Source organism: Flavobacterium tyrosinilyticum (assembly GCF_023656565.1).
Lineage (GTDB): Bacteria > Bacteroidota > Bacteroidia > Flavobacteriales > Flavobacteriaceae > Flavobacterium > Flavobacterium tyrosinilyticum.
In genome coordinates this window covers 976,644-999,101 of record NZ_JAMOKG010000002.1, presented here as the reverse complement: position 1 = coordinate 999,101, position 22,458 = coordinate 976,644, and the positions used below count along the sequence as shown (strand labels likewise).

The 22,458-nt window shown below is 34.9% G+C and carries 17 protein-coding genes; 15 read left to right on the top strand and 2 right to left on the bottom strand.

From position 1 onward, the window contains the following. Positions 1 to 63 precede the first annotated feature (63 nt). Positions 64 to 810: a succinate dehydrogenase/fumarate reductase iron-sulfur subunit gene (locus NCC77_RS12160; protein WP_250835802.1), complete on the top strand. Its 747-nt coding sequence runs from the start codon at positions 64 to 66 to the stop codon at positions 808 to 810. A gap of 110 nt (positions 811 to 920) precedes the next feature. Here NCC77_RS12160 and NCC77_RS12155 read toward each other — a convergent pair whose 3' ends face one another. Then, positions 921 to 1,670, bottom strand: a complete 750-nt coding sequence (locus NCC77_RS12155; protein WP_250835801.1) for a 4-hydroxy-tetrahydrodipicolinate reductase — start codon at positions 1,668 to 1,670, stop codon at positions 921 to 923. 363 nt (positions 1,671 to 2,033) lie between these two features. Between NCC77_RS12155 and NCC77_RS12150 the strand changes: the two genes are divergently transcribed. The 7 genes from NCC77_RS12150 to NCC77_RS12120 all read left to right on the top strand — a co-directional run bounded on the left by NCC77_RS12150 (position 2,034) and on the right by NCC77_RS12120 (position 10,061). After that, positions 2,034 to 2,465, top strand: coding sequence for a DUF1810 domain-containing protein (locus tag NCC77_RS12150; RefSeq protein ID WP_095927574.1), 432 nt, complete (start codon positions 2,034 to 2,036; stop codon positions 2,463 to 2,465). Between the two features lie 149 nt (positions 2,466 to 2,614). Then, positions 2,615 to 2,965, top strand: a complete 351-nt coding sequence (locus NCC77_RS12145; RefSeq protein ID WP_250835800.1) for a hypothetical protein — start codon at positions 2,615 to 2,617, stop codon at positions 2,963 to 2,965. Between the two features lie 228 nt (positions 2,966 to 3,193). Beyond that, positions 3,194 to 3,889, top strand: a complete 696-nt coding sequence (locus NCC77_RS12140) for an ABC transporter ATP-binding protein (RefSeq protein ID WP_250835799.1) — start codon at positions 3,194 to 3,196, stop codon at positions 3,887 to 3,889. A 1-nt stretch (position 3,890) separates the two neighbouring features. After that, positions 3,891 to 6,191 carry a TonB-dependent siderophore receptor gene (locus tag NCC77_RS12135; protein ID WP_250835798.1) on the top strand — a complete coding sequence of 767 codons (2,301 nt, stop codon included), beginning with the start codon at positions 3,891 to 3,893 and terminating at the stop codon, positions 6,189 to 6,191. 191 nt (positions 6,192 to 6,382) lie between these two features. Next, the gene (locus tag NCC77_RS12130; protein ID WP_250835797.1) at positions 6,383 to 7,834 is read left to right on the top strand and encodes an ABC transporter permease; all 1,452 of its coding nucleotides are present in this window, start codon (positions 6,383 to 6,385) and stop codon (positions 7,832 to 7,834) included. A gap of 1 nt (position 7,835) precedes the next feature. After that, a complete protein-coding gene (locus tag NCC77_RS12125; RefSeq protein ID WP_250835796.1) occupies positions 7,836 to 9,185 on the top strand; it encodes a DUF3526 domain-containing protein in 1,350 nt (449 codons plus the stop codon). Between the two features lie 237 nt (positions 9,186 to 9,422). After that, a complete protein-coding gene (locus tag NCC77_RS12120) occupies positions 9,423 to 10,061 on the top strand; it encodes a hypothetical protein (protein WP_250835795.1) in 639 nt (212 codons plus the stop codon). A 51-nt stretch (positions 10,062 to 10,112) separates the two neighbouring features. Here the strand turns inward: NCC77_RS12120 and NCC77_RS12115 are convergent, their stop codons facing one another. Then, a complete protein-coding gene (locus tag NCC77_RS12115) occupies positions 10,113 to 10,385 on the bottom strand; it encodes a hypothetical protein (RefSeq protein ID WP_250835794.1) in 273 nt (90 codons plus the stop codon). Between the two features lie 15 nt (positions 10,386 to 10,400). Between NCC77_RS12115 and NCC77_RS12110 the strand changes: the two genes are divergently transcribed. The 7 genes from NCC77_RS12110 to NCC77_RS12080 all read left to right on the top strand — a co-directional run bounded on the left by NCC77_RS12110 (position 10,401) and on the right by NCC77_RS12080 (position 22,291). Next, positions 10,401 to 11,000, top strand: a complete 600-nt coding sequence (locus NCC77_RS12110) for an RNA polymerase sigma-70 factor (RefSeq protein ID WP_250835793.1) — start codon at positions 10,401 to 10,403, stop codon at positions 10,998 to 11,000. Positions 11,001 to 11,067: 67 nt separating this feature from the next. Then, positions 11,068 to 12,171, top strand: a complete 1,104-nt coding sequence (locus NCC77_RS12105; RefSeq protein WP_250835792.1) for a FecR family protein — start codon at positions 11,068 to 11,070, stop codon at positions 12,169 to 12,171. A gap of 10 nt (positions 12,172 to 12,181) precedes the next feature. Continuing rightward, positions 12,182 to 15,538: a SusC/RagA family TonB-linked outer membrane protein gene (locus NCC77_RS12100; protein WP_250835791.1), complete on the top strand. Its 3,357-nt coding sequence runs from the start codon at positions 12,182 to 12,184 to the stop codon at positions 15,536 to 15,538. Between the two features lie 4 nt (positions 15,539 to 15,542). Next, the gene (locus tag NCC77_RS12095) at positions 15,543 to 17,003 is read left to right on the top strand and encodes a RagB/SusD family nutrient uptake outer membrane protein (RefSeq protein ID WP_250835790.1); all 1,461 of its coding nucleotides are present in this window, start codon (positions 15,543 to 15,545) and stop codon (positions 17,001 to 17,003) included. Next, positions 16,990 to 18,453 carry a hypothetical protein gene (locus NCC77_RS12090; RefSeq protein ID WP_250835789.1) on the top strand — a complete coding sequence of 488 codons (1,464 nt, stop codon included), beginning with the start codon at positions 16,990 to 16,992 and terminating at the stop codon, positions 18,451 to 18,453. Before NCC77_RS12095 ends, NCC77_RS12090 begins: the two co-directional genes overlap by 14 nt. Before the next feature lie 90 nt (positions 18,454 to 18,543). Further along, entirely contained in the window at positions 18,544 to 19,686 is a 1,143-nt protein-coding gene (locus tag NCC77_RS12085) for a cytochrome-c peroxidase (protein ID WP_250835788.1), read from the top strand. 235 nt (positions 19,687 to 19,921) lie between these two features. Beyond that, positions 19,922 to 22,291, top strand: a complete 2,370-nt coding sequence (locus NCC77_RS12080) for an arylsulfatase (RefSeq protein ID WP_250835787.1) — start codon at positions 19,922 to 19,924, stop codon at positions 22,289 to 22,291. Positions 22,292 to 22,458: the final 167 nt, after the last annotated feature.

Below are 22,458 nucleotides of genomic sequence, written 5' to 3'. Positions count from 1 at the left end.
ATTAACAGCTCATAAATCGCGATATCTAATTTATAATTAACAATTCATAATTCACAATTATATATGAAACTTTATCTAAAAATATGGCGGCAGTTTAATTCTTCTACCAAAGGGGAAATGACAGATTATGAAATTGATGGAGTATCTGAACACATGTCGTTTCTAGAAATGCTGGATCTTTTGAATGAATCGCTTATTCAGCAAGGAGAACGTGTTATTGAATTTGATCACGATTGTCGCGAGGGAATCTGCGGGCAATGTGGCGTAATGATAAACGGACGAGCTCATGGCCCTCTAAAAAACACCACAACTTGCCAGCTTCATATGAGAAGTTTTAAAGATGGAGATACTATTTATATTGAGCCTTTTCGCGCGAAAGCTTTTCCTGTTTTAAGAGATTTAAAAATTGATCGAAAAGCATTTGATTCGATAATAGCCGCAGGAGGTTTTATTGGAGCTTCAACAGGTCAAGCGCCTGAAGCAAATAGCATTCCCGTTTCATACGAAACCGCCGAAGCTGCTTTTGATGCGGCTGCCTGCATTGGATGCGGAGCCTGTGTTGCTTCCTGCAAAAATGCCAGCGCAGCTTTGTTTGTTGGTGCCAAAATAACTCATTTAGCACTTTTACCGCAAGGAAAATTAGAAGCTCCTAAACGTGCCCTTTCGATGGTAAAACAAATGGATGAAGAAGGTTTCGGAAATTGCTCTGATACCAGAGCCTGCGAAATCGAATGCCCACAAGGCATTTCTGTGCTTTCGATTGCTAAAATGAATTTAGAATATATGAAGGCTTTGACTTTTAGGAAGTAAATAAGTGAATTTCTCGCAAAGACGCAAAGTAGCAAAGTTTTAAACCTAAAAAACTTAAAAAAAGAAAAACTTTGCGACTTTGCGTCTTTGCGAGATTAAATGTATTTTAATTACACCGTAAAATAAGGCGTCAAGATATCTTCAAAATTGTAAAGTCCTTTATCTTTTTCTTTTAGATTTTCGGCTACAAAAATAACTCCGTTTCCGAAAGCTTCTCTCGAAATCGATTCATGTATTAAACGCACTGTTTGAAAAGGAAAACCAAAAATAACTTCATGTTTTCCAACGATTCCTCCTGCCCTTACAACATTAATGTCTTCTTTGTCCACATCTAGTGCTTCTGCAATTTTTACTGCGGTTCCAGACGTTCCTTCTTTTGCTTTAAAGTGCTCTTCATTTACTTCAATATCTACCCAAGGTGCAATTTTCTTTAAAAATTTTGCGGCAAACAATAAGTAATTAACGCCCAAGGTGATATTTGGCGACCAGAATACGGTAGTTTTATCTGCCAGTTTCTTCAATAAATTCAATTCTTTTTCCTTGTAATGAGAAATGGCTGAAATTATTTTCACTTTGTGCCTCGCAGCTGTTTCTCCATAAGTGTAAATTCCTTCACTAGAAGAAAAATCGATTATGACATCTACTGGATGTTTTTCTAATAATTCTTCAACAGAGGTATGCGAACTGGAATAGATTAAGCCGGGTTCGTCTGACTGGATTCCAAAAAACTCGGGAACTGATCTGTGCTCCAAAACATTGCTTTGTCTTAAAACCCATTCAAGGCTGAATTTTTTATTTTCTAATAGTATTGAAGCTACTGATTTTCCAGTTTTCCCAAATCCGATTAATCCTATTTTCATAAGCATTTATTATTTTATGGGCGAAGCGTGCCCGGTTGAAAATATTGATATTGTAAAGTGGTCAATATCAATCCTAATTTTATTTTTTTAGACGGTTCTTAAAACCGCTTGTTCATAAAAATAGGAAAATCATAACAGAATTACCAACAAAAACTTCATTTTATAACAATAAAAACATCCATTAATACGATTTTTTCTGTTAATAGTGATTTTAAACGCATAATTTTTATAAGGAAGCGCTCTTTTAAATTATTCTCTTTAAAATGTTAAAAAATGACTTTAAAAAAAAGATTTGATCACATACAGGTTAATATATTTTGCCTAGTTTTATGGCCTGATATCCCCAAATTAATATCATAAAGAATGTCTTACAATACTAATGGATTACTTCGGTTCTTAGATGCTCAAAACAAGTTGTATTTAACAGCTCTAAACGAAATCAAAAAGGGTAAAAAAGAATCGCCTTGGATGTGGTTTATCTTTCCGCAGATAAAAGGAATGGGTTCGAGCGATAACTCCAAATTTTACGAAATCAAGAATGCCGATGAAGCAATTGCTTTTCTGGAACATCCCATTTTAGGAAAACATCTTGTAGAAATTACTTCAGAACTTGCCAAAAAAGAAGAAAGTGTTTCTGATATTTTTGAAGGTCTTGATGTAGAAAAACTTCAATCGTGCATGACTTTGTTTGCCAGCGTTCAAAACACAGAACCTGTTTTTCAAGAAGTGCTTCACAAGCATTTTGATGGCTCATCCGATTTTCATACGCTGCAATTATTGTATAGCAATTTATAGAAGTAAGAATCACTTTGCAAATCTGCAGGTTGTTCCAAAAATAAGGCCTATTTAACTGTATTTCTAAATAAGATATTTATATTTGCAACGCTGTTGCGTTTATTTATTTGATAATTAAACTTTTAAATATCCAGCAGAAATACCACGGAATGAAAAAGAAGATTACAGCCGTAAATTTCCTAATGTCTTTTGCAGTATTGTTTGCCATGCTGTTTCAGACGGTTCACTCCTATGAGCATATTTTAAAGCAGTCGGCAGAAAAACATTGCGATCATAAATACACCCCTGGTCAAAAAGAAATAACTCACAGCCATTCGGTCGATGCAAATTGCCATATTTGTCATTTTGCTTTCAGTACGTTTATTCCAAACGCATTTCAAACCTTTACATTTCATAAAACAGTTGCCGAAACCTCTTATACATTCTTATATTTTGAGGGAATATCAACATTTTTCAAGGGCAGTCTTTTTGCCTTGCGTGCGCCTCCTGTAATCTTTTAATTACTGCACTTTTTTAAATTCAAAAAGCTTTACTCTTTTATTCTAATGGAGTAAAAGAAATTCACATTGCCTTTTTTAGTTTGAACTGTTTAGCTCCAAGTTAAAGGCCTCTATTCATTGCAGTAATTATTCAATAAAAAACTAATTATCAAGCTTTTAAAGTTTATTAAAAGCCTGAGATTTCTATATCTATTTTTAAAAATCATTTTTTTTCAACAAACAAAACTTATGCTTACAGCAACAAACCTAACTAAAAAATACGGCGATCATACGGCTTTAAATGCCTTAAACTTAACCATAAAAGAAGGCGAAATCTTTGCTCTTTTAGGACAAAATGGTGCAGGAAAAACGACAACAATCAATTTATTTTTAGGTTTTATCGAGCCAACATCGGGAGAATTAGAAATCAACAATATATCGGTTACAGCAAACAATCAGGAAACTAAAAAACATGTGGCTTATATTCCAGAAACCGTAATGCTTTATCCAAATCTTACTGGTTTAGAGAATCTTAAATTCTTTTCGTCATTAGCAGGGTTTAACTATTCTGACGGCGAATTAACTTATTTTCTAGACAAATCAGGACTTCAAGCCAAAGCACATAATCAAAATTTAGGCGGTTATTCTAAAGGAATGCGCCAAAAAGTAGGAATTGCAATTGCGATTGCAAAAAAAGCGAAAGTGCTTTTGTTAGATGAGCCTACAAGCGGCTTAGATCCTAAAGCTTCTAATGAATTTTCTCAGATTCTAAAAGAGCTTTCAGCAGACGGAACGGCAATTTTAATGGCAACTCACGACATCTTCAGAGCGAGAGAAGTGGCTTCGCACATCGGGATAATGAGGCAGGGAAATCTTGTTACTGTTATTGAAGCGGATAAAATTTCTGCAAATGAGTTGGAAGATTTGTATTTACAGACGGTTTAAGATGAAAAATATATTCTCTTTTTTAATTTTAATCGGCGGTACACATTTCATCCAGGCTCAAAATAACAATAACAAAGTTAAAGACAGTATTGCAAAAGATTCTCTGGAAATGGAAACCAAACGAAACGAATTGCAGACTGTTGAAATTGTGGGGCGTTCGACCAAAAAATACAACAGCGACTATTCTTTTGCTGCCACTAAAACTGCAGCTTTAAACAAAGATATTCCGCAATCTATTTCGACTATAACCAAAGAATTAATTGCCGACAAAGGCGCTTTTTATCTGGCTGATGCCGTAAAAATGTCTAGTGGCGTAATTCCGGCTAGTTATTACAACCAATACACGATTCGTGGTATTAGTCAAAATGAAGAAGGACAGATAATCAACGGAATGCGAACGCGTCAGTATTATTTTCTGCAGCCTTTAACAAGCAATATTGAGCGTATTGAAGTCATTAAAGGTCCGTCGAGCGCTACATTTTCTTCTGTTGATCCAGGGGGAAGCATTAATATGGTTACCAAAAAGCCTTTGGCAATTGACCGAAAAGAAGTTAGCATGAGCGTAGGAAGTTTTAGCACTTTGCGCGGAACGCTTGATTTTACTGGACCGTTAAACGAATCTAAAACACTTTTATATCGTGTAAACGGCGCTTATCAGCAGGCAAAATCATTTCGCGATTTAGTCAATAATAAATCGTTTTTAATCTCGCCTTCTTTCAGTTATATCCCAAATGAAAAAACGGCAATTAATACAGAACTAATTCTGAGCGATATGACAGGAGTTTTGGATCGCGGACAGCCTATTTTTGGTGCTGTTGCGGGAAAAACAAGTCTGAACAAAACACCGATAAGTTTAAATCTTGGTGCGCCAGGTGATTTTTTCAAGTCGAAAGAAATGATTTTGATGACCAATTTTGCCCATAAATTCAATTCTAAAATTGGTTTTAATGCCTCCTACATGAAGCAAACCTGGAAAGAAGATCTGCAGGAACACAGAACTACAAATGCTTTTGCTGTAGACATGAATAATCAGCCTGTTACCAATCTAGCCATGATGCAATTTGTACAGCGTCAGCAAAACTGGGATGTCGACAACTTAAGCGCTTATTTTAATTTCGATTTTAAAACAGGTAAACTAAATCATAAGTTACTAACAGGTTACGATTTAAGTAGTTGGAATAAAAACAAAGGTGGCGGACAAAACGCAGGTAGAGGCTATTTATTGAAAGATGGAACTGTTGCCAGCACTTTTGTTTTTGCAAATGCTTCGAATTACCAAACTGTTACGATTGATGGCATTGTTTTGCCCAAACCCAATGTTGATTATTTTAATTTGAATAATCCGATTTACAGAATTACAAGTCCTGACGATTATACTTTGAATGTAAGAACGGCCCTGCCATCGGCATTAACAACTACAAATGCGATTTACATCCAAGATCAGATTCAATGGGAAAAGTTTACTTTTTTATTGGGTTTGCGAAACGAATGGTTTGAAGACATTACGAACTATAAAACTAGCAACGAACTGATTGTTAAAAAAACAGCTTTATTGCCTAGAATCGGAATCACTTATGCTGTAAATAGTGCAATAAATGTTTATACTACTTATCTAGAAGGCTATCAGCCACAATCAAATACCGTGACGCTAATGCCTCAAACGGGTTCTTTGCCAGGCGGAAGTCTATTTGATCCTCTAGAAAGTGATTTGAAAGAAGTTGGGGTAAAAACCACTTTTTTAAACAACACCATGACTTTTAATGCTGCTGTTTACGAAATCAATCAGCGTAATATTTTAATGAACGCAAATGATCCGGCAAATCCGGATTTATTGGTAACGCGAGGTGCTGAACGAAGCCGTGGTTTTGAATGTGATTTAGCAGGTTATATTACACCAGACTGGCAAATTAATGCTTCCTACAGTTATATCGATGCCGAAATAATTCAAGACAGCAATCCTGCTCTAATTGGTGCAAGAAAGCAAAATACACCAAAAAATAGCGCCAATTTATGGACACGCTACAATTTTGCTGCTGATTCTGCTTTAAAAGATCTCGGAATTGGATTTGGAGTTCAATATCAAAGCAGTAAAGTGCCTTGGTTTACAAGAGATTTTACACTTCCTGATTTTACCATTTTTGATGTGGCTTTATTCTACAAACCCAACAAAAGCAATGTGCAAATTGCTCTAAATGCGGGCAATTTATTAAACAAAACCTATTGGCTTGGCGCACAGAATTATCTGCGTTTATTTCCTGGAAGTCCTAGAAATGCAAGCCTTACCGTAACTTATAAATTTTAATTCCATTGAGATGAAAATATTTAAACACATAGAAATATAGATTTTGGCTTGTTTTTAAAAAGGCGTTTCACTAGAATAAATCACATAGCTATGTGTTAGAAACTAGTTTCTTTCCATTACTTTCTTTTAGAAAAAAAATCTATGTTTCTATGTGTTTAAACCATTCACTCAACAGATAAATTTTAATTAATATGAAATTATTACATACAGAACTCCTTATAGCCAGGCATTTTAAAAATTCTGTTTTTAAAAATCCGGCACTTTATATCATTACATTTTTTATTGGCGCATTACTTTTATTTGCCGCTTTTTCGGGTTGGGACAATTACAAAAGCCAAAACGAAACCAGTGAAAAATATCAGCATGAATCGCGCGAAGACTGGTTGAAAAATCCAGACAAAAATCCGCATAGAATGGCGCATTATGGCAATTTTGCCTTTAGAAAAAGTACCTCTTTAAGCGTTTTTGAATTTGGAATGGAACCTTTTTTTGGAAATGCGATTTTCTTAGAAGCGCATAAACAAAATACGGCTAATTTCTCTGAGGCAGGCTTTTCCAACAGCATGCTTCGTTTTGGCGAGATCAGCATTGCGATGGTTTTGCAAGTTTTACTGCCTTTATTAATCTTTTTTATCGGATTTAATGCTGTTGCTTACGAAAGAGAAAACGGAACTCTAAAAATACTTTTGAGCCAAGGAATTAATTGGAAACAGCTTTTATGGGGCAAAATCCTTGGTGTTGCTAGCGTTGTTATGCTTCTTTTTATTCCAACCATTATCATATTGGTTTTAATCTGGCTAATGCTTCAGGATTTTTCAATTTCGGCAGATGAGACGATCAAAATGCTGCTGTTTATTCTGTTTCATTTTATTTATCTAATGTTCTTTTGTGTTGTTGCTGTTTTGGTATCGGCGTCAAGCAAAACTTCAAAAAAAGCATTAGTTTCTTTAATTGGAATCTGGCTGATTTTAACGATTATCTTGCCAAGAACAACACAAGCTATTGGAGCTTATTTGTATGAAGCCCCATCAAAAATTCAGTTTACCAGCAATATCGAAAAAGATATTTTAAAACAAGGTGACAGCCACAATCCAAACGATTTGCACTATAAGGCAATAAAAGATTCTTTATTACGAGTTTACAAAGTCGATTCGGTACAAAAACTTCCTTTTAATTATTCTGGGTTTATTATGACCGAAGGTGAGCGAATCAGCTCGAATATCTACAATAGACATTTAGAAGATTTATTGAAGGTTTATGCCCAACAAAACAGCTTTTCTAAAGCCGTTTCTTTTCTGAATCCTTATATCGCGATGAAAAATTTATCGATGGGATTATCGAATACGGATTACGATTCTTATATCGATTTCCAGAAACAAGCGGAGAAATACCGTTACATAATGGCGCAGAAAATGAATGCGTTGCAAGTTAAATACATCAGCAATAAAAAACCTGGCCCAAATGATAAACCGCTAATAATTGGCAAAGAACACTGGGCAGATCTTGAAGAATTCCATTACGAGCCTAAAAGCATTAGCAAAATTTTAAAAACCGAAATCGTTTCTATTGTATCTATTCTTTTATGGGTAATTCTATTATTTGTTTTGATCAGAATTGCTGCTAAAAATCTAAAAGCCATCTAATATGCTAGTACTCTTATTTAAAAATTTCATACGATCAAAAGGTACCAAAATTGGATTACTTTTTTTATTAATCATTGGTTTTATTAGCCTTTTAATAGGCCATCAATTTCAGGAAAAACAACAAAATAATATCACTGAAGCGGCCGTCTATCAAAAAGAACATATTGCCAGAAATGCCGCTTTCCATAAAGATGAAATAGGTCTCCTGCTCTACTACATCAAGTTTTCATTGGTCAACAATACCTTGCCAATTAACAGTTTAGCCATTGGGCAGCGAGATGTTAATCCGTCTATTCAAAATGTTACCATTCGTGGTTTAGAAGGCCAGAAATACGATTCGGAACTCAATAATCCGAGTAACTTACTGTCTGGAAATATTGATTTTAGTTTTGTTCTTTTGTACCTGTTTCCACTTTTGATTATTGCTTTTTCGTACAATATTATTTCTGAAGAAAAAGAATCAGGAACCTGGAAGATCGTTGCTGTACAAAGTCCGAATACCTTTTTTTATATCCTGAAACTATTCTATGTTAGAATTTTAAGTTTAACGGCGCTTTTAACTTTGATTCTTTTGGCGGCGGCTGTCTTTTTACAGATTCCGCTTGATCAATCCTTCTTTGTGTTTTACGGACTTTCTATTTTGTACATTTTATTTTGGTTTGCGGTTTGTTTTTTCATTGTATCACTGCAGAAAAATTCTAATTTCAATGCGGTTATTCTGTTAACCATCTGGCTGTTTCTCATAATCATTCTTCCGGCCGCAATCAATACTTATATTATCAACAAATATAAAGTTCCCGAAGCTTTAGAATTGACCCTTACCCAACGAAATGCCTATCACGAAAAGTGGGATATGGACAAACAGGAAACGGTAGATAAATTCTATAAACATTATCCGCAGTTTAAAAAATATGCACTTCCTGACACAGAGTTCAGCTGGCTTTGGTATTACGCGATGCAGCAAATGGGCGACGACGAATCGGCAATTCAGTCCAAAGAATTAGAATCGAAATTAGAACAGCGAAATAATGCCAGCGAATTAATTGCCTTGTTTATTCCAACGCTTCATACACAGATTCAGTTAAACGAAATCGCAAAATCAGATTTACGCAATCAACTTTTGTTTTTAAAAGAAACAACTAAATTCCATGAAAAACTACGTCTGCATTTTTATCCAAAAATATTCGAAAATGCACCTGTAAATCAACAAAAATGGGAAGATTTTAAAGTAGAAACGTTTAAAGACAACTCTGAAACAAGTTTTATGAAAACGATTTTACCTTTATTGCTTTTCAATTTACTTTTGATTGGTTTTGGATGGAGAAATTTTAAACGTAAAGTTATTATTTAACCTCGAAGTTATTTAACCGCAAAGTTCGCGAAGGTTTACGCAAAGTTCGCAAAGTTTTTTAGATATTTGCCTTTTTTAACCGCAAAGAGCGCGAAGAGTTACGCAAAGTCCGCAAAGTTTTTAGACAAAGCTTTGCGGACTTTGCGTTTCCTAAACAAAAAAACTTTGCGTGCTTTGCGGTTAAAAAAGCAATACTTTGCGGTTAAAAAGTAGTACTTTTAATGAAATTTCCATTTAATGAAAAAATTATTTATAGCCGGCGTTGTCTTTGTATTCATTTTATATGCTTTCAAAAAATTAGTTTATGATTCTTATCAATGGAAAAAAGCAATTAACAGTCCTGAGCATAAATTGCAATTGGGAAGTTTTATCTTTAGCAAACAAAGCGGCTCTAACGGGAGTCAAAGCATGGAACACAAATACTTTATTTTTAGGGTAATTGAAATAAACGGCGATTATGTGAGACTTTCGGTTGTTAGGCAGTTATCGCAAAAAGACAAGCTGCTTCAATCTGATTTCTCTACTACCAAAGAAGCTTACAAAGATTTAAAACAAAACATAGGCAATATAAAAATTACCGGAATACTAAAAGAGGATTTGTATAAAGCCGGCCCTTCTTATACCTTGAATAATTTTTTATTAGAAAAATATCCTTCCTTAGTGCAGTCCAGATATTATTTTGAAGAAATTCCCGAAAATAAAAAACATGGTCCAATACCCGTTGATTACAATGAATTACAGGAATATTTCAGTTTAGTTTATTCTAAAAATGAAATCATAAACAAGGGAAAACTGGTTCCGTGGGTTTTAAATAACAATACTACACCCGAATTAGCCGAAAGGTTGTCTCAAAATATAGATTTGATACTTAATTAACCACAAAATTATTTAGCCGTAAAATTATTTAACCGCAAAGTTCGCAATGGTTTACGCAAGGTTCGCAAAGTTTTTAGACAAAGCTTTGCGAACTTTGCGTTTTTTTAAGAATCCTAAACAAAAAACTTTGCGTGCTTTGCGGTTAAAAAAGTAATACTTTGCGTTTAAAAAAACAGCAATACTAAACCTATTCTGAATAATTTTTTCATGAAAGTAGTTTATTTGAATTTTATTTAGAATTAATATAAATAAACTTTTATATTTGCCGCTTTCTGAGCAAAATTGAGTAGTTTTTAAAATTTCTTTTAATATTGCTTCACCCAAAGTAAATTTCGTTTAATGAATAATAATGCCAGTTTAGAATTAAATCTTTTCCATTCCTTTAAGGAAGGCGACGAAACTGCATTCAAGTTTTTTTACGATAAATATTTTAGGAGAATCCAATCTTTCAGCGTTCAATTTATTTACGATCAAGACGAAGCTGAAAATCTTGCTCAGGAATCCTTACTACACCTGTGGCAAAGTAGAGAAGACATAGAATCAATAAACGGAATCCAAGCTTTCTTATTTACTTATGCTAAATCAAAATGTTTGAATTTAATCCGTCATAATAAAGTGAAGGATAAATTCAAAAATGACCTCTTAAACCACAAAGAAAGAGAATTGGATATTGAAGTTTTAAATTCGATTCAGTTTGACACTTTAGAATTAACCGAATTAGAACGTATAATTCAGGAATCTATCAGCGATCTGCCTCCAAAAACCAGAGAAGTTTTTATCAAAAAACGCTTTGAAAATAAAAAAAATGCAGAAATCGCCGAAGAGCTAGGAGTTTCCTTAAAAGCCGTAGAAGCCCATATGACAAAGGCTTTGAAGATTTTAAAGACTAAATTATCTGATTATTTGTTCTTAATTTTTATCCTTATTTATAATAATTAAGAATAAAGGGTAGGGTATTTTAATTCTGAGGTGTACTTATAATGGCGAGAAGTTTTAAAAAGCATATATGACATCGGAAATAATAAATAAATACCTTTCTAATGAAGCTTCAGAACAAGAAGTTCAGGCACTTTTTGATTGGATCGAAGCATCGGAAGAAAACAAAAAACAATTTATAAAGGCTAAGAAAATTTGGGCATTAACCACACTTTCTTCAGACTTATCTATTGAAACTGTTCCGGTAATTCAGATGAAATCAAAAAACAAAATCAGACAGTATTTGCAATATGCTGCTGTTTTTATATTGTTTTTGGGTTTAGGAACTACTATTTATTTGTTTAAAAGTAAATCTGAAACTCCAAAAGAAATTGTTCTAGAATTGGGCGACGGCCGTCTGGAGTATTTCTCTGGAAAAACTCAGACCACTCTTTTAAATGACAAAGGCGATTTGGTTGCCAAAAAATTTCCGACGGAGATTATTTACTTTGGCAAAGTTCAGGATCACAAAGTGATTTATAATACGCTTTCTATTCCGTATGGAAAACGTTTCAAACTTAAACTTTCAGATGGTACTGTTGTGAGTTTAAATTCTGGAACCACTTTGCGCTATCCGGAGCAATTTGGCTTAAACGGAAACAGAAATGTGTACTTAACTGGTGAAGCATTTTTTGAAGTTGCCAAAGACAAAATGCATCCGTTTATTGTTCATGCTAATCAAGCAGATATTGAAGTTCTCGGGACAACATTTAATGTGAGCGCTTATCCCGAAAACCCTACAGTTAATAGTACATTAATTGAAGGAAGTATTAAAATGTCTGAAGCCCTTAATCCTTCTAATGCTATTTTGCTAGAGCCCAACCAAATGGCTACATGGCAAAATAATTCAAAAAAACTGGTCTTAAAAGAAGTAGATCCAACCTTTTATGCTGCCTGGACAAAAGGCGAACTTGCTTTTAAAGACACCCCATTTTCTACAATCGCTAAAATTATTCAGCGTACTTATGATGTTGAAATCATCAACGAAAATTCTGATTTGGCCAGACAGAATTTTACCGGTACGATTAAAATTAGCGAATCTAGTGTCGAGAACATTTTAGAACTGCTAAAACGTGACACGCCATTTAATTATTCTATTCAACAAAAAACCATTACAATCACCAATCCGCGATAAATAAAAAAACATGACATTTACGATACAACCCGTTTTAAGAAAAATTCTGTTTTTCTTAGCCATTCTCATATCTGGATTTAAAGGATTTTCTCAGAATAAACTCATAACATTACATGTAAAAAACAAACCTATAAGCCTAATTATCAAATCTATTGAAGAGCAAAGTGATTTTAGAATCATTTATAATGCAAAAAAAATAGATACCGATCAGTTAGCCGATATAGATGTTAATAATGCTTCTCTAGAAACGGTTTTAACGCAATTATTAAAAGATAAAAACATTGCCTTTTATATTCAGAAAAAGCAGGTTTTATTGACTCCTTCGGTTCCTGAAACTTCAAATTCAGCGGTTCAGGAAACTTCAAGAATGATTAGCGGAACAGTTTATAGTGCAAAAGACAAACAACCGCTTCCTGGTGCTTCAATTCGCATAAAAGGAACTGGAATGGGCGCTATTACCGATTTTAACGGAAAGTTTGTCTACCAGCTAAAAGGAAATACGATTTCGAATCTGGTTCTTGAAGCCGGTTTTTTAGGAATGGAAACCCAGTCTCAAAAAGCAGACGACAAAAAAGTTTTTGTTTTTTATCTTCAAGAAGCTACAGATGAACTAAATCCTGTTGTGATTACTTCGTCTTATGGCACTACAAAACTAAAAGAAGAAATTGTTGGAAGTATTTCGACTTTACAAGCCAAAGATATTGCCGTTGAGCAAGCTTCTGAGAGTTTTGATAAAATGATCACGGGACAAATTGCTGGAGTTATGGTAGAAAATACTTCTGGTGTAGGTGGCCCTGTAAAAATTAATATTCGTGGTCAAGGTACATTATCTTCTTTAAGTGGCGCAATTACCGGAACTTCTTCGCAACCGCTTATTATTATTGATGGTGTTGTAATGAGTGAAGAATATGCCATTGACAGCAGTTTGTTTAACGGAAGCGGCGATTTTTCTGAAAACATCGCTAATCCTTTAATGAAAATTGCTCCAGAAAATATTGAAACCATTTCTGTTTTAAAAGATGCCGCAGCTGTAGGTATTTATGGTGCCGACGGAGCAAATGGAGTAATTTTAATTACCACTAAAAAAGGTAAAAAAGGTAAAACGCAATTTGGTTTTTCAAATCAGTTGGGAGTTTCTTCTGCCATTAATCAAATTAAATATTTAAACGGAGAACAATACACCGAACTTCGAAATGAGTTCATGAAAAACACCACAACTGGCTATGTTCCTGTTGCTTATAATGGCGTAAATACTGACTGGTTTAACATTCTAAACCGAGCTGGAATTTATAACAAATATAATTTTAATGTTTCGGGTTCTACTTCTAAATTTTCGTACCGAACCAACGTTAGTTACACCAAAATTGACGAACCTCAGGTTGGAAATGAGTCTAAGCAATTAAATGCGGGAATTAATCTAGGCTACAGTTCTGGAAAATGGGATATTAATTTAATGCTGAATCCGAGTTTTGTGCAAAAAGATGCGCCTAACATTTTTTATAGTTTTGCCTACCTTCCTACTCTTCCTGTTTACAACGCAGACGGATCGTATGCCGATTTAGGTTTAAGTGGTGCTACAAGAGGAAATCCGTTGGCGGCAATTGAACAAAACAAAAATGAAGCACAGACTTTTGGTCTTTTAGGAAGTATCAATTTATCTTATAAACTCAATAAAAATATTCGTTTTTCTACTCTTTTCGGTATGGATTATACCGATAAAGAACAAGATCGTTATTTTTCTGCAGCAAATGAAAGCGGCCAGTTTAATGGAACTTTTATTTTGGACGGAACTACGTATGCCGCTTGGGGTCGTCGTCTTTTAAACGAAAGAAATTCGACTAAATGGAACTGGCAAGGACAAGCTTTATTCAATAAACAACTGAATGAAAACAATGAAATTGATGGTGTTGTTGGTTTTGAATTGGCTGAAGACAAAACAAATTTCAACTACCAATCTGGTGTTGGATTTTTAGACCCAAACCGTATTAATGCTGTTACAGATGCCATAAGAGATGACAATCCGAATACGCCTCAAGATGAATCTAAAGATGGTCAGACCTACAAAAATGAAATCAGTTACAATTCTAGAGTTTCTTTATTCTCACAGGTAAATTATAACTATAAAAAACGCTATTTCTTGTTGGCAAATTACCGTCGTGATCAGAGTTCTGTTTTTGGAGACGATACCGATGTGGCTCATAATGGAGGTTTAGGTGCTGGTTGGATTATTAGCAATGAAAACTTTTTAAGCTCTAATTCTTGGATTGATTTCTTGAAATTGAAAGCGAGTTATGGTACAACAGGAAATTCTAAAATTGGTTCGTACCGATCAAAAGGTTTGTATAATATCAGCCAAAACGGATACAATGGTTCTATTGGAGCAACTACAGGTTCTGCTCCAAATGGAAGGTTAAGCTGGGAAAAAAACACAAAATTCAATGCAGGATTTGATTTTAATATTTTCAAAAGAATCGAATTGACATTAGAATACTATTATGACAACAAAAGCAATTTAATTACTGCTCGCGATATCCCGACAGAAAATGGCTATAGTTCAGTACAATTAAATGCTGCCAGTATGTACAATAAAGGTTTTGAGCTTACTACAAGAATTAAATGGATAAAAAGCGATGCTTTTAAATGGACAACAGCATTCAATATTTCTACAATAGACAGCAAAGTAACCGACTTAAAAGGTCTAGGAAGCGATTATTCTGAAGCGAATATTGCATTGGCACAAAAAATAGGCTACAGCACTACAACATTATGGGGAATAAAATGGGTTGGTGTAGATCCTGCAACAGGAAGAGATCTTGTTCAAAAAAATGGTCAAGTTTACGATGCAAAAACCTATAATGAACTCCATACTGTTGCCGATTGGGAGCCAATTGGAGACAAGCAAGCAGATGCTTACGGAGGTTTTTACAACACTTTTACTTTCTACAACAACCTTACGCTGTCTGTTAGAGGAGATTATCAAATTGGTGGAGACTTATTGGCGTCAAGCGTGCTTATAGATCAATATAATGTAACATCAAACCGAAATCTTTCTGTAAATGCATACGATTATTGGAGAAATCCAGGCGACAACGTTTCACAATCAGCGGTAACACTTTCGCCAATTCTAAACAACTTAAGCAAGTATGTTTATGATGCTACTTACATCAGAATCAGTAATGTTAATTTAAGTTATAATGTACCGCTAAAAAACACTTTTCTGGATGCTCTTTCTGTTTTTGCCGATGCTACAAATGTGGCGTATTGGTACAAAGAAAAAAGTCCGAAAGGAATGAACGGAGTTCGAGAGTATAGTTATATCTATCCGCAGGCAAGAACAATTTCGCTTGGAGTAAATGCTAAATTTTAAGAAAATGAAATATTCAAAATACTTATCTATATTTTTTCTAATGCTTTCATTACAAAGCTGTAGTGACTTTTTAGAACAAGAACCTGGAACACAAACTTCTATAGACGAACTTTTACAGAACAAAACAGGGGTTTTACAGGCACTTACAGGTCTTTACACCGAAGTAGAAGCCAATGTAAGACCAGATCGCTATGCTGCTTATGCTGATTTGCAGGGCGGTAATATAAAATTTGCACCAGTTGCAACGGGAGGCTCTAGAGGTCAAATTTCTCCAGCAATAAATCTGCAGCAAGTTTATTCTTTTGAAGATGTAGCGCTAACCAGTAATTTCAAATCATTTTATGATAGCAGTTATGATATAATCAATCAGGCAAATTTAATTTTAGAATTTACTCCTGCCCTAACCGACGCCACTGAGGCAGAGAAAAACCAAATAAAGGCAGAAGCTTTGGCAATAAGAGCCTATGCTCATTTTCTTTTATCTCTTGTTTACAGCCAAGACTATAAATATACTCCAGATGCATCGCATTTAGGAATAATTTACAGTACAGAATCTATTAAATCTGGCATACAGTATCCTGCCAGAAAAACGGCTGCCGAAACGTATACTTTAATTATAAATGATTTACAAACGGCTATCGATAATTATTCAGACGCTTCGCTTCTTTCTGGTCCTGCTTATTCTTTCTTTAACAGAAAAAATACAAAAGCATTATTGGCGCGAGTTTATCTTCAAAAAGGAGATTGGACTAATGCTTACGAAATGGCAAATGATGTAATTACCAATTCTGGTGTTGTGCTAACCAGCAAAGAAACTTTAATTGCAGAATGGGAAAAACCAGATCTTCCGGTATCTGAAATTTTATTGGAATTTTCTATTCCAAAAGACACAGAAGGAAATGTTTCTTCCTCAATGACTCAGACTTATGGCTATACTACAGATACAAACTTCGAAAAATATACTGCTTCAAATGATTTGGTTAATCTTTACGAAAGCGCAGATTTAAGAAAACAATTGTTCTTAACAAAATCGCTTTTTACAATAGTAAGCGGCGTTCATACCAATCTTAATTACAATTTTACCAAAAAATTTCAGAACAATGCGGGTTATGTCGCTTCTAGGCTTAGCGAAATGTATTTGATTCGTGCCGAAGCAGCGCTAGAAACCAACAGAGCCGATTTGGCAATGGCAGACATTAACATCATTCGTGCCCGCGCCAATGCATCTCTATTAACCAATACAAACAATCTTAAAGAAAATATCTTTTTAGAACGAAGAAAAGAATTATGCTTTGAAGGTTTCCTATTTTTTGATATTGCCAGAATGCACAAAGATGTTTCTAGAAATGATGGCTGTATCGCTACGGTTTGCAGTCTTACTTATCCATCTTTAAAATACGTACTGCCAATACCAACATTCAACACTGATCTTAACCCAAACTTGCAGCAAAATGACTCGTATTAAGATATTCAGTATATTATTTATAGCACTATTATATATTTCATGTTCTAAAGATGATTACAAATTAGGCTCAGACATTGATCCTTTTTTACGATTTAACTTTTTAGTAAAAAGCGACAACACGCCTCTAGAATACCCAACTGTAAACGGGAATTTAGTTCCGCAGTCTACTTATGAAAACAAATCTGTAAAGACCTTAAAAGTTCCTGTAGCTTTAACAACACGCGAATTGAAAGGAACTGTTACAGCAAATTTTAGTGCCGAAACAAATGGTGCAAGCGACAGTTTTAGTGTAAATCCTGTCAATCAGCTTTCTTTTCAAGGCAGCAAATTAACAGATACTATTTATGTCTCGTTTGATAAAAGATGGACTCAAAGCCAGAATATTACATTAAAATTAGAAACGGTTTCTGATCCTGATATTCATATTGGAAACCTGAATACAGAATATCCAAACACTACTTTCAAAATTGATTTAGGAACTATTGCAACCAATTACACCTTTCCGGTAACGCAATACAATATAAAAGGGGAAATGGGCGAAAAAATCGATTTTATAGTCAATTATCCGAATGGGTTTTTCCCTGAGGAAATTGAAAATGCGTCTATTTTTAAATTCCAAAACGGATTCGAATATTCCTTAACTCACGATGATTATGGCAATAATAGAACTTCTGTAACTTATCATTTAACTCTTTTAGAAGATCTTCAAAATGATGATGTTCGATACGAATCTAAATTAACTCTTGTAAATATTCCGAATTACACTGCAACAGGAAACATCAACTTGACCATTGTAAAACCAATAAAAACGCCAAGAGATGTTAATGCCTATCCCGCTTCGAAATTTACAGACCCGACCAATGCGTTTTATCTAACATACGGCGAACATTGGTTTAACAATAATGGAAACTGTGCATGGATGACTTTCAACGCTTTAACTTTTCCAGTTATCGTGACCAAAGACGATCCAAATGCTATTTTATACAGCGATAAAGGAACTACAAATCCTAATGATGATATTTATCACGATGCTTTCAAAATTGGATTTAACGTCTCAAGCGGAACCAATACGGTGAATTCTTTTGGTTTAAAAAGATGGTTTTCTAACGAAAGTAACTCTGCTGCTATTTCGCCAGGATTTAATATTACTTCGGCTTTGGAATTTTTCCCATCCAACGGAAACAGCAAAACGGAAGGAACTGTTCTTGTAATTCCGCAAGATATTACAATCGGATCTAGCGCAACAAATACGCATAGCATTGCCATTTCTGGAGAAGGAACATACAAAGAAATCAGCAATGGTTTATATGAAATTTCATTTGAATTAAAACTGACAAACGACAAACTATTTGGAGGAACAGTTTCGACACAATACAGAATGTACAATAACAGAACGTATCCGAAACCTGCGGCTTTGAGTATTCCTTGTCCTAAAGAAGTTTCTCTTTAATATAAAAATGGTTTCAAGTTGCAAGTTGCAACAGAACCTGAAACTTGAAACCTGAAACTTGAAACCTGAAACAAAAAACAAAAACAAAAATTGAAAAAACTAATCTTCCCTCTCCTATTCCTGCTTGGACTATCGGCTTATAAAACAGCCGAAGGTCTTGATTATAAGGATATTCAGGAATTACGAAAATTGTACTCTAGCGGAGATTCATCAAAATGGCCCGCTGCAGAATTACATGAAAATGTAGATAAATCTAAATTTCAGGATATTGGCGTTTTGCCATCCGTTCCTTATCCTGCTTACAATCCGTATTCGAAGGAAAAAGAAAGTTTGGGAAAGATTTTGTTTTTTGATCCGAGATTATCGCGAAGCGGACAAATTGCGTGTGCTTCTTGCCACAATCCAGAATTGGGCTGGACAGACAATCTAACACGCTCTTTTGGTCATGATCGCCAAACAGGAAAACGCAATTCGATGACGATTTTAAACTCGGCATACGCAACCTCTCTATTTTGGGACGGACGAGCTTCGAGTTTAGAAGATCAAGCGCAATTTCCTGTTTCTGATCCTTTAGAAATGAATGAAAAACTGACGCTTGCTGTTGATAAAATAGCCAAAATAAAAGGTTACAATGCATTATTTACAGAAGCTTTTGGAGATAAAAAAGTGACTTTAGAAAGAATTCAATATGCGATTGCCACTTTCGAAAGATCTATCAATAGTCCGAAAAGTAAATTTGACCAGTTTGTAAGCGGGAAATCGGACATTTATACTGATCAGCAGGTAAAAGGAATGCATTTGTTTAGAACCAAAGCGCAATGCATCAATTGCCATAATACGCCTTATTTCAGTGATAATGAGTTTCATAACGACGGTCAAACTTTATTCGGAACAAAAAATGAAGATTTCGGACGCTATAATGTGACGAAAGATGTAAAAGATATCGGCAAATTTAGAACGCCAACACTCCGTGAAGTTGTAAATACAAAACCTTGGATGCATCACGGGCATTTTCCAACTTTATTGGATGTTGTGGAATTGTACAATTTAGGAAATCCGTCTCCTGTTCAGAAAAAATATCTAGGAACAGCCAGAGATTCTCTCATTCCGAAATCAGATCCAATGCTTAGAAAATTGAATTTAAGTAAGGAAGAAATGGGCGATTTATTGGCTTTTATTGAAACTTTAAGCACGCCAACCAGAAGAATTATGGTTCCCGAAATGCCAAAATAAGTTAGTTAATTGATTTGTATTTTGCCCCAAGTATTTACAAATCTGTTAAGCCCATTTCTTTTATGAAATGGGCTTTTTTATTCAAAAAAAATCGTAAAAATTATCTGCATAAAATTTTAACATAATTTTAAACCTCATTCTTTATTTTTTGTATATTTACTATCTATTCATCTCGAATACAAGTTTTTAAAAAGTTACAATTGTTTTTTCTATAAATATAATACCTTCTAATTTTATGAAAAATAACTTTTTGCTCACCGTCTTTTTTACACTATTTGCCTTTGGGACAACGCATTCTCAAAATTGGCCTGACAGAACAGTTTTACCGATTGAACCCTATCAAAAAGTTGGCAAAGTAGCTCCCACAATCAAAGGCTCAGATCCTATAGAATGGCCTAAAGAAATTAGTGCTCCCGAAAGCGCTCCAAATGTTTTGCTTATTATGATTGACGATGTTGGTTTTGGAGCAAGTTCTACGTTTGGCGGACCTATACCAACTCCAAATTTTGATGCTCTTGCCAAAAATGGATTACGCTACAACCGTTTTCATACCACAGCGGTTTGTTCGCCTTCCAGAGCTGCATTAATTACAGGAAGAAATCATCATACTGCTGCAACGGGAATTATTATGGAATTTTCAACTCCATATCCTGGCTACAACAGTTTAGTGCCGCGAAGCGTTGCTACAATTGGTAAAATCTTAACCGACAATGGTTACGGAACTTCCTGGTTTGGAAAAAATCATAACGTACCAGACTGGCAATCTACTCCAGCTGGACCTTTTAATTTATGGCCAACTGGCTTAGGTTTTGAATATTTTTATGGTTTTCTAGGTGCCGATGCGCATCAATTTAGACCCGCATTATTTGAAGGTACAAAACCTGTCGATCCGTATTTTAAAGATGATAAAGTTGATCCTGATTACGTTTTAGATCGAGATTTGGCCGATCATGCTATTCGTTGGATACAAACTCAAAAGAACGTTTCTCCAAACAAGCCTTTCTTTGCGTATTATACACCAGGAACAGCACATGCACCTCATCAGGCTCCTAAAGAATGGATTGCAAAATTTAAAGGAAAATTTGATCAGGGTTTTGATAAACAGCGAATTGAAACTTACGAAAATCAGAAAAAATTAGGGATTATTCCATCTGACGCTTTATTGGCTGTAACACCTCCAGAATATCAAAAATGGGATGCACTATCTCCAGGAATGAAAAAAGTAGCGGCTCGAGAAATGGAAGTTTATGCGGCAATGTTGGCTTATTGTGACAATCAGATTGGAAGAATATTGCAAGCCATTAAAGATCTTGGCCAATATGACAATACTTTGGTAATCTTTATTATGGGAGATAATGGCGCCAGCGCCGAAGACCCAACTGGACAAGGATTAACCAGCGAAATTGGTATTATGGTAAATGGCGAAGTTGATACCGAAGAATTTATGCTGAAACATTTAGATGATTTTGGCGGTCCATGGATGGCAGAACATTACTCGCAAAGCTGGGCGCATGCTATGAACACGCCTTTTCAGTGGGACAAAAAAATTGCATCACATTTAGGAGGAAGCCGTACTGGAATGGTAATTTCATGGCCGGCAAGAATTAAGCAAATTGGACAAATAAGAAGCCAATTTACTCACATTACAGATATTGTCCCTACTATACTAGAAGCGGCTAATATACCTGAACCTAAAAAAGTGGATGGTTTTGATCAAACTCCAATGGCAGGAAAAAGTCTTATGTATTCTTTTGATAATGCTAGTGCGCCAGAAACACATAAATCGCAATATTTTGAAGTTATAGCAAACAGAGCCTATTATAAAGACGGATGGATGGCGAGTACAACTCCCAAAAATCTGCCATGGCAAGGGCATCCAACGCCTACAGAAGATCCAGTTAAAGATTATAAATGGGAATTGTACGATTTGACAAAAGATTACAGTCAAGCCAAAGATATTGCGGCACAGAATCCAGAGAAACTGAAAGAAATGCAAAAAGATTTTATGGAAGAAGCCGAAAAATATAAAGTTTTTCCATTTGATGATCGTTACATAGACAGGGTAAATCCTGAAAATCGTCCTAATTTAAATAAAGGCCGAACTCAGTTTACTTTTCACGAAGGAACATCTCGCATTACAGAAGGAATGGCTCCTAACATGAAAAATACATCATTCAGCATAACAGCCGATGTTGATGTAAAAGCAGGTCAAGAAGGCATGATTATTACACAAGGCGGTTACTTTGCCGGATTGGCTTTAATGCTTCAAAAAGGTAAACCGACATTTGCATATGCTTTTTCTCATTATCCAAATCATAAATGGAGCATACAGTCACCAACTGCTTTAACAGCGGGTAAACATAAAATTGTAGTTAATTTTGACTACGCTGGCGGAGGTGTCGGAAAAGCGGCTAAAGCAACCTTACTAGTCGATGGTAAAAAAGTAGCCAGCGGTGACATCCCGAAAACAGTGCCAAGCCGTTTCTCTGCAGATGAGACTTTAGATGTTGGTGAGGATTTTGGAACGCCTGTTAACAGAACATACGACGCGCCTTTTACTTTTCAAGGTAAAATTGAAAAAGTTGTGGTGGATTTGAAATCGTAAATTGATTCTATCAAAACAAAAAATAAAAGTCCATTTCATAATGAAATGGACTTTTTTTTATATAAAAAACATCCCAATCAATACTATTTCCCTATACTTCCATTGAGGCATAAAATGACCTTACATGTTGAATATCTTTTGTATTATTTAAATTTGTTTGTCACTCA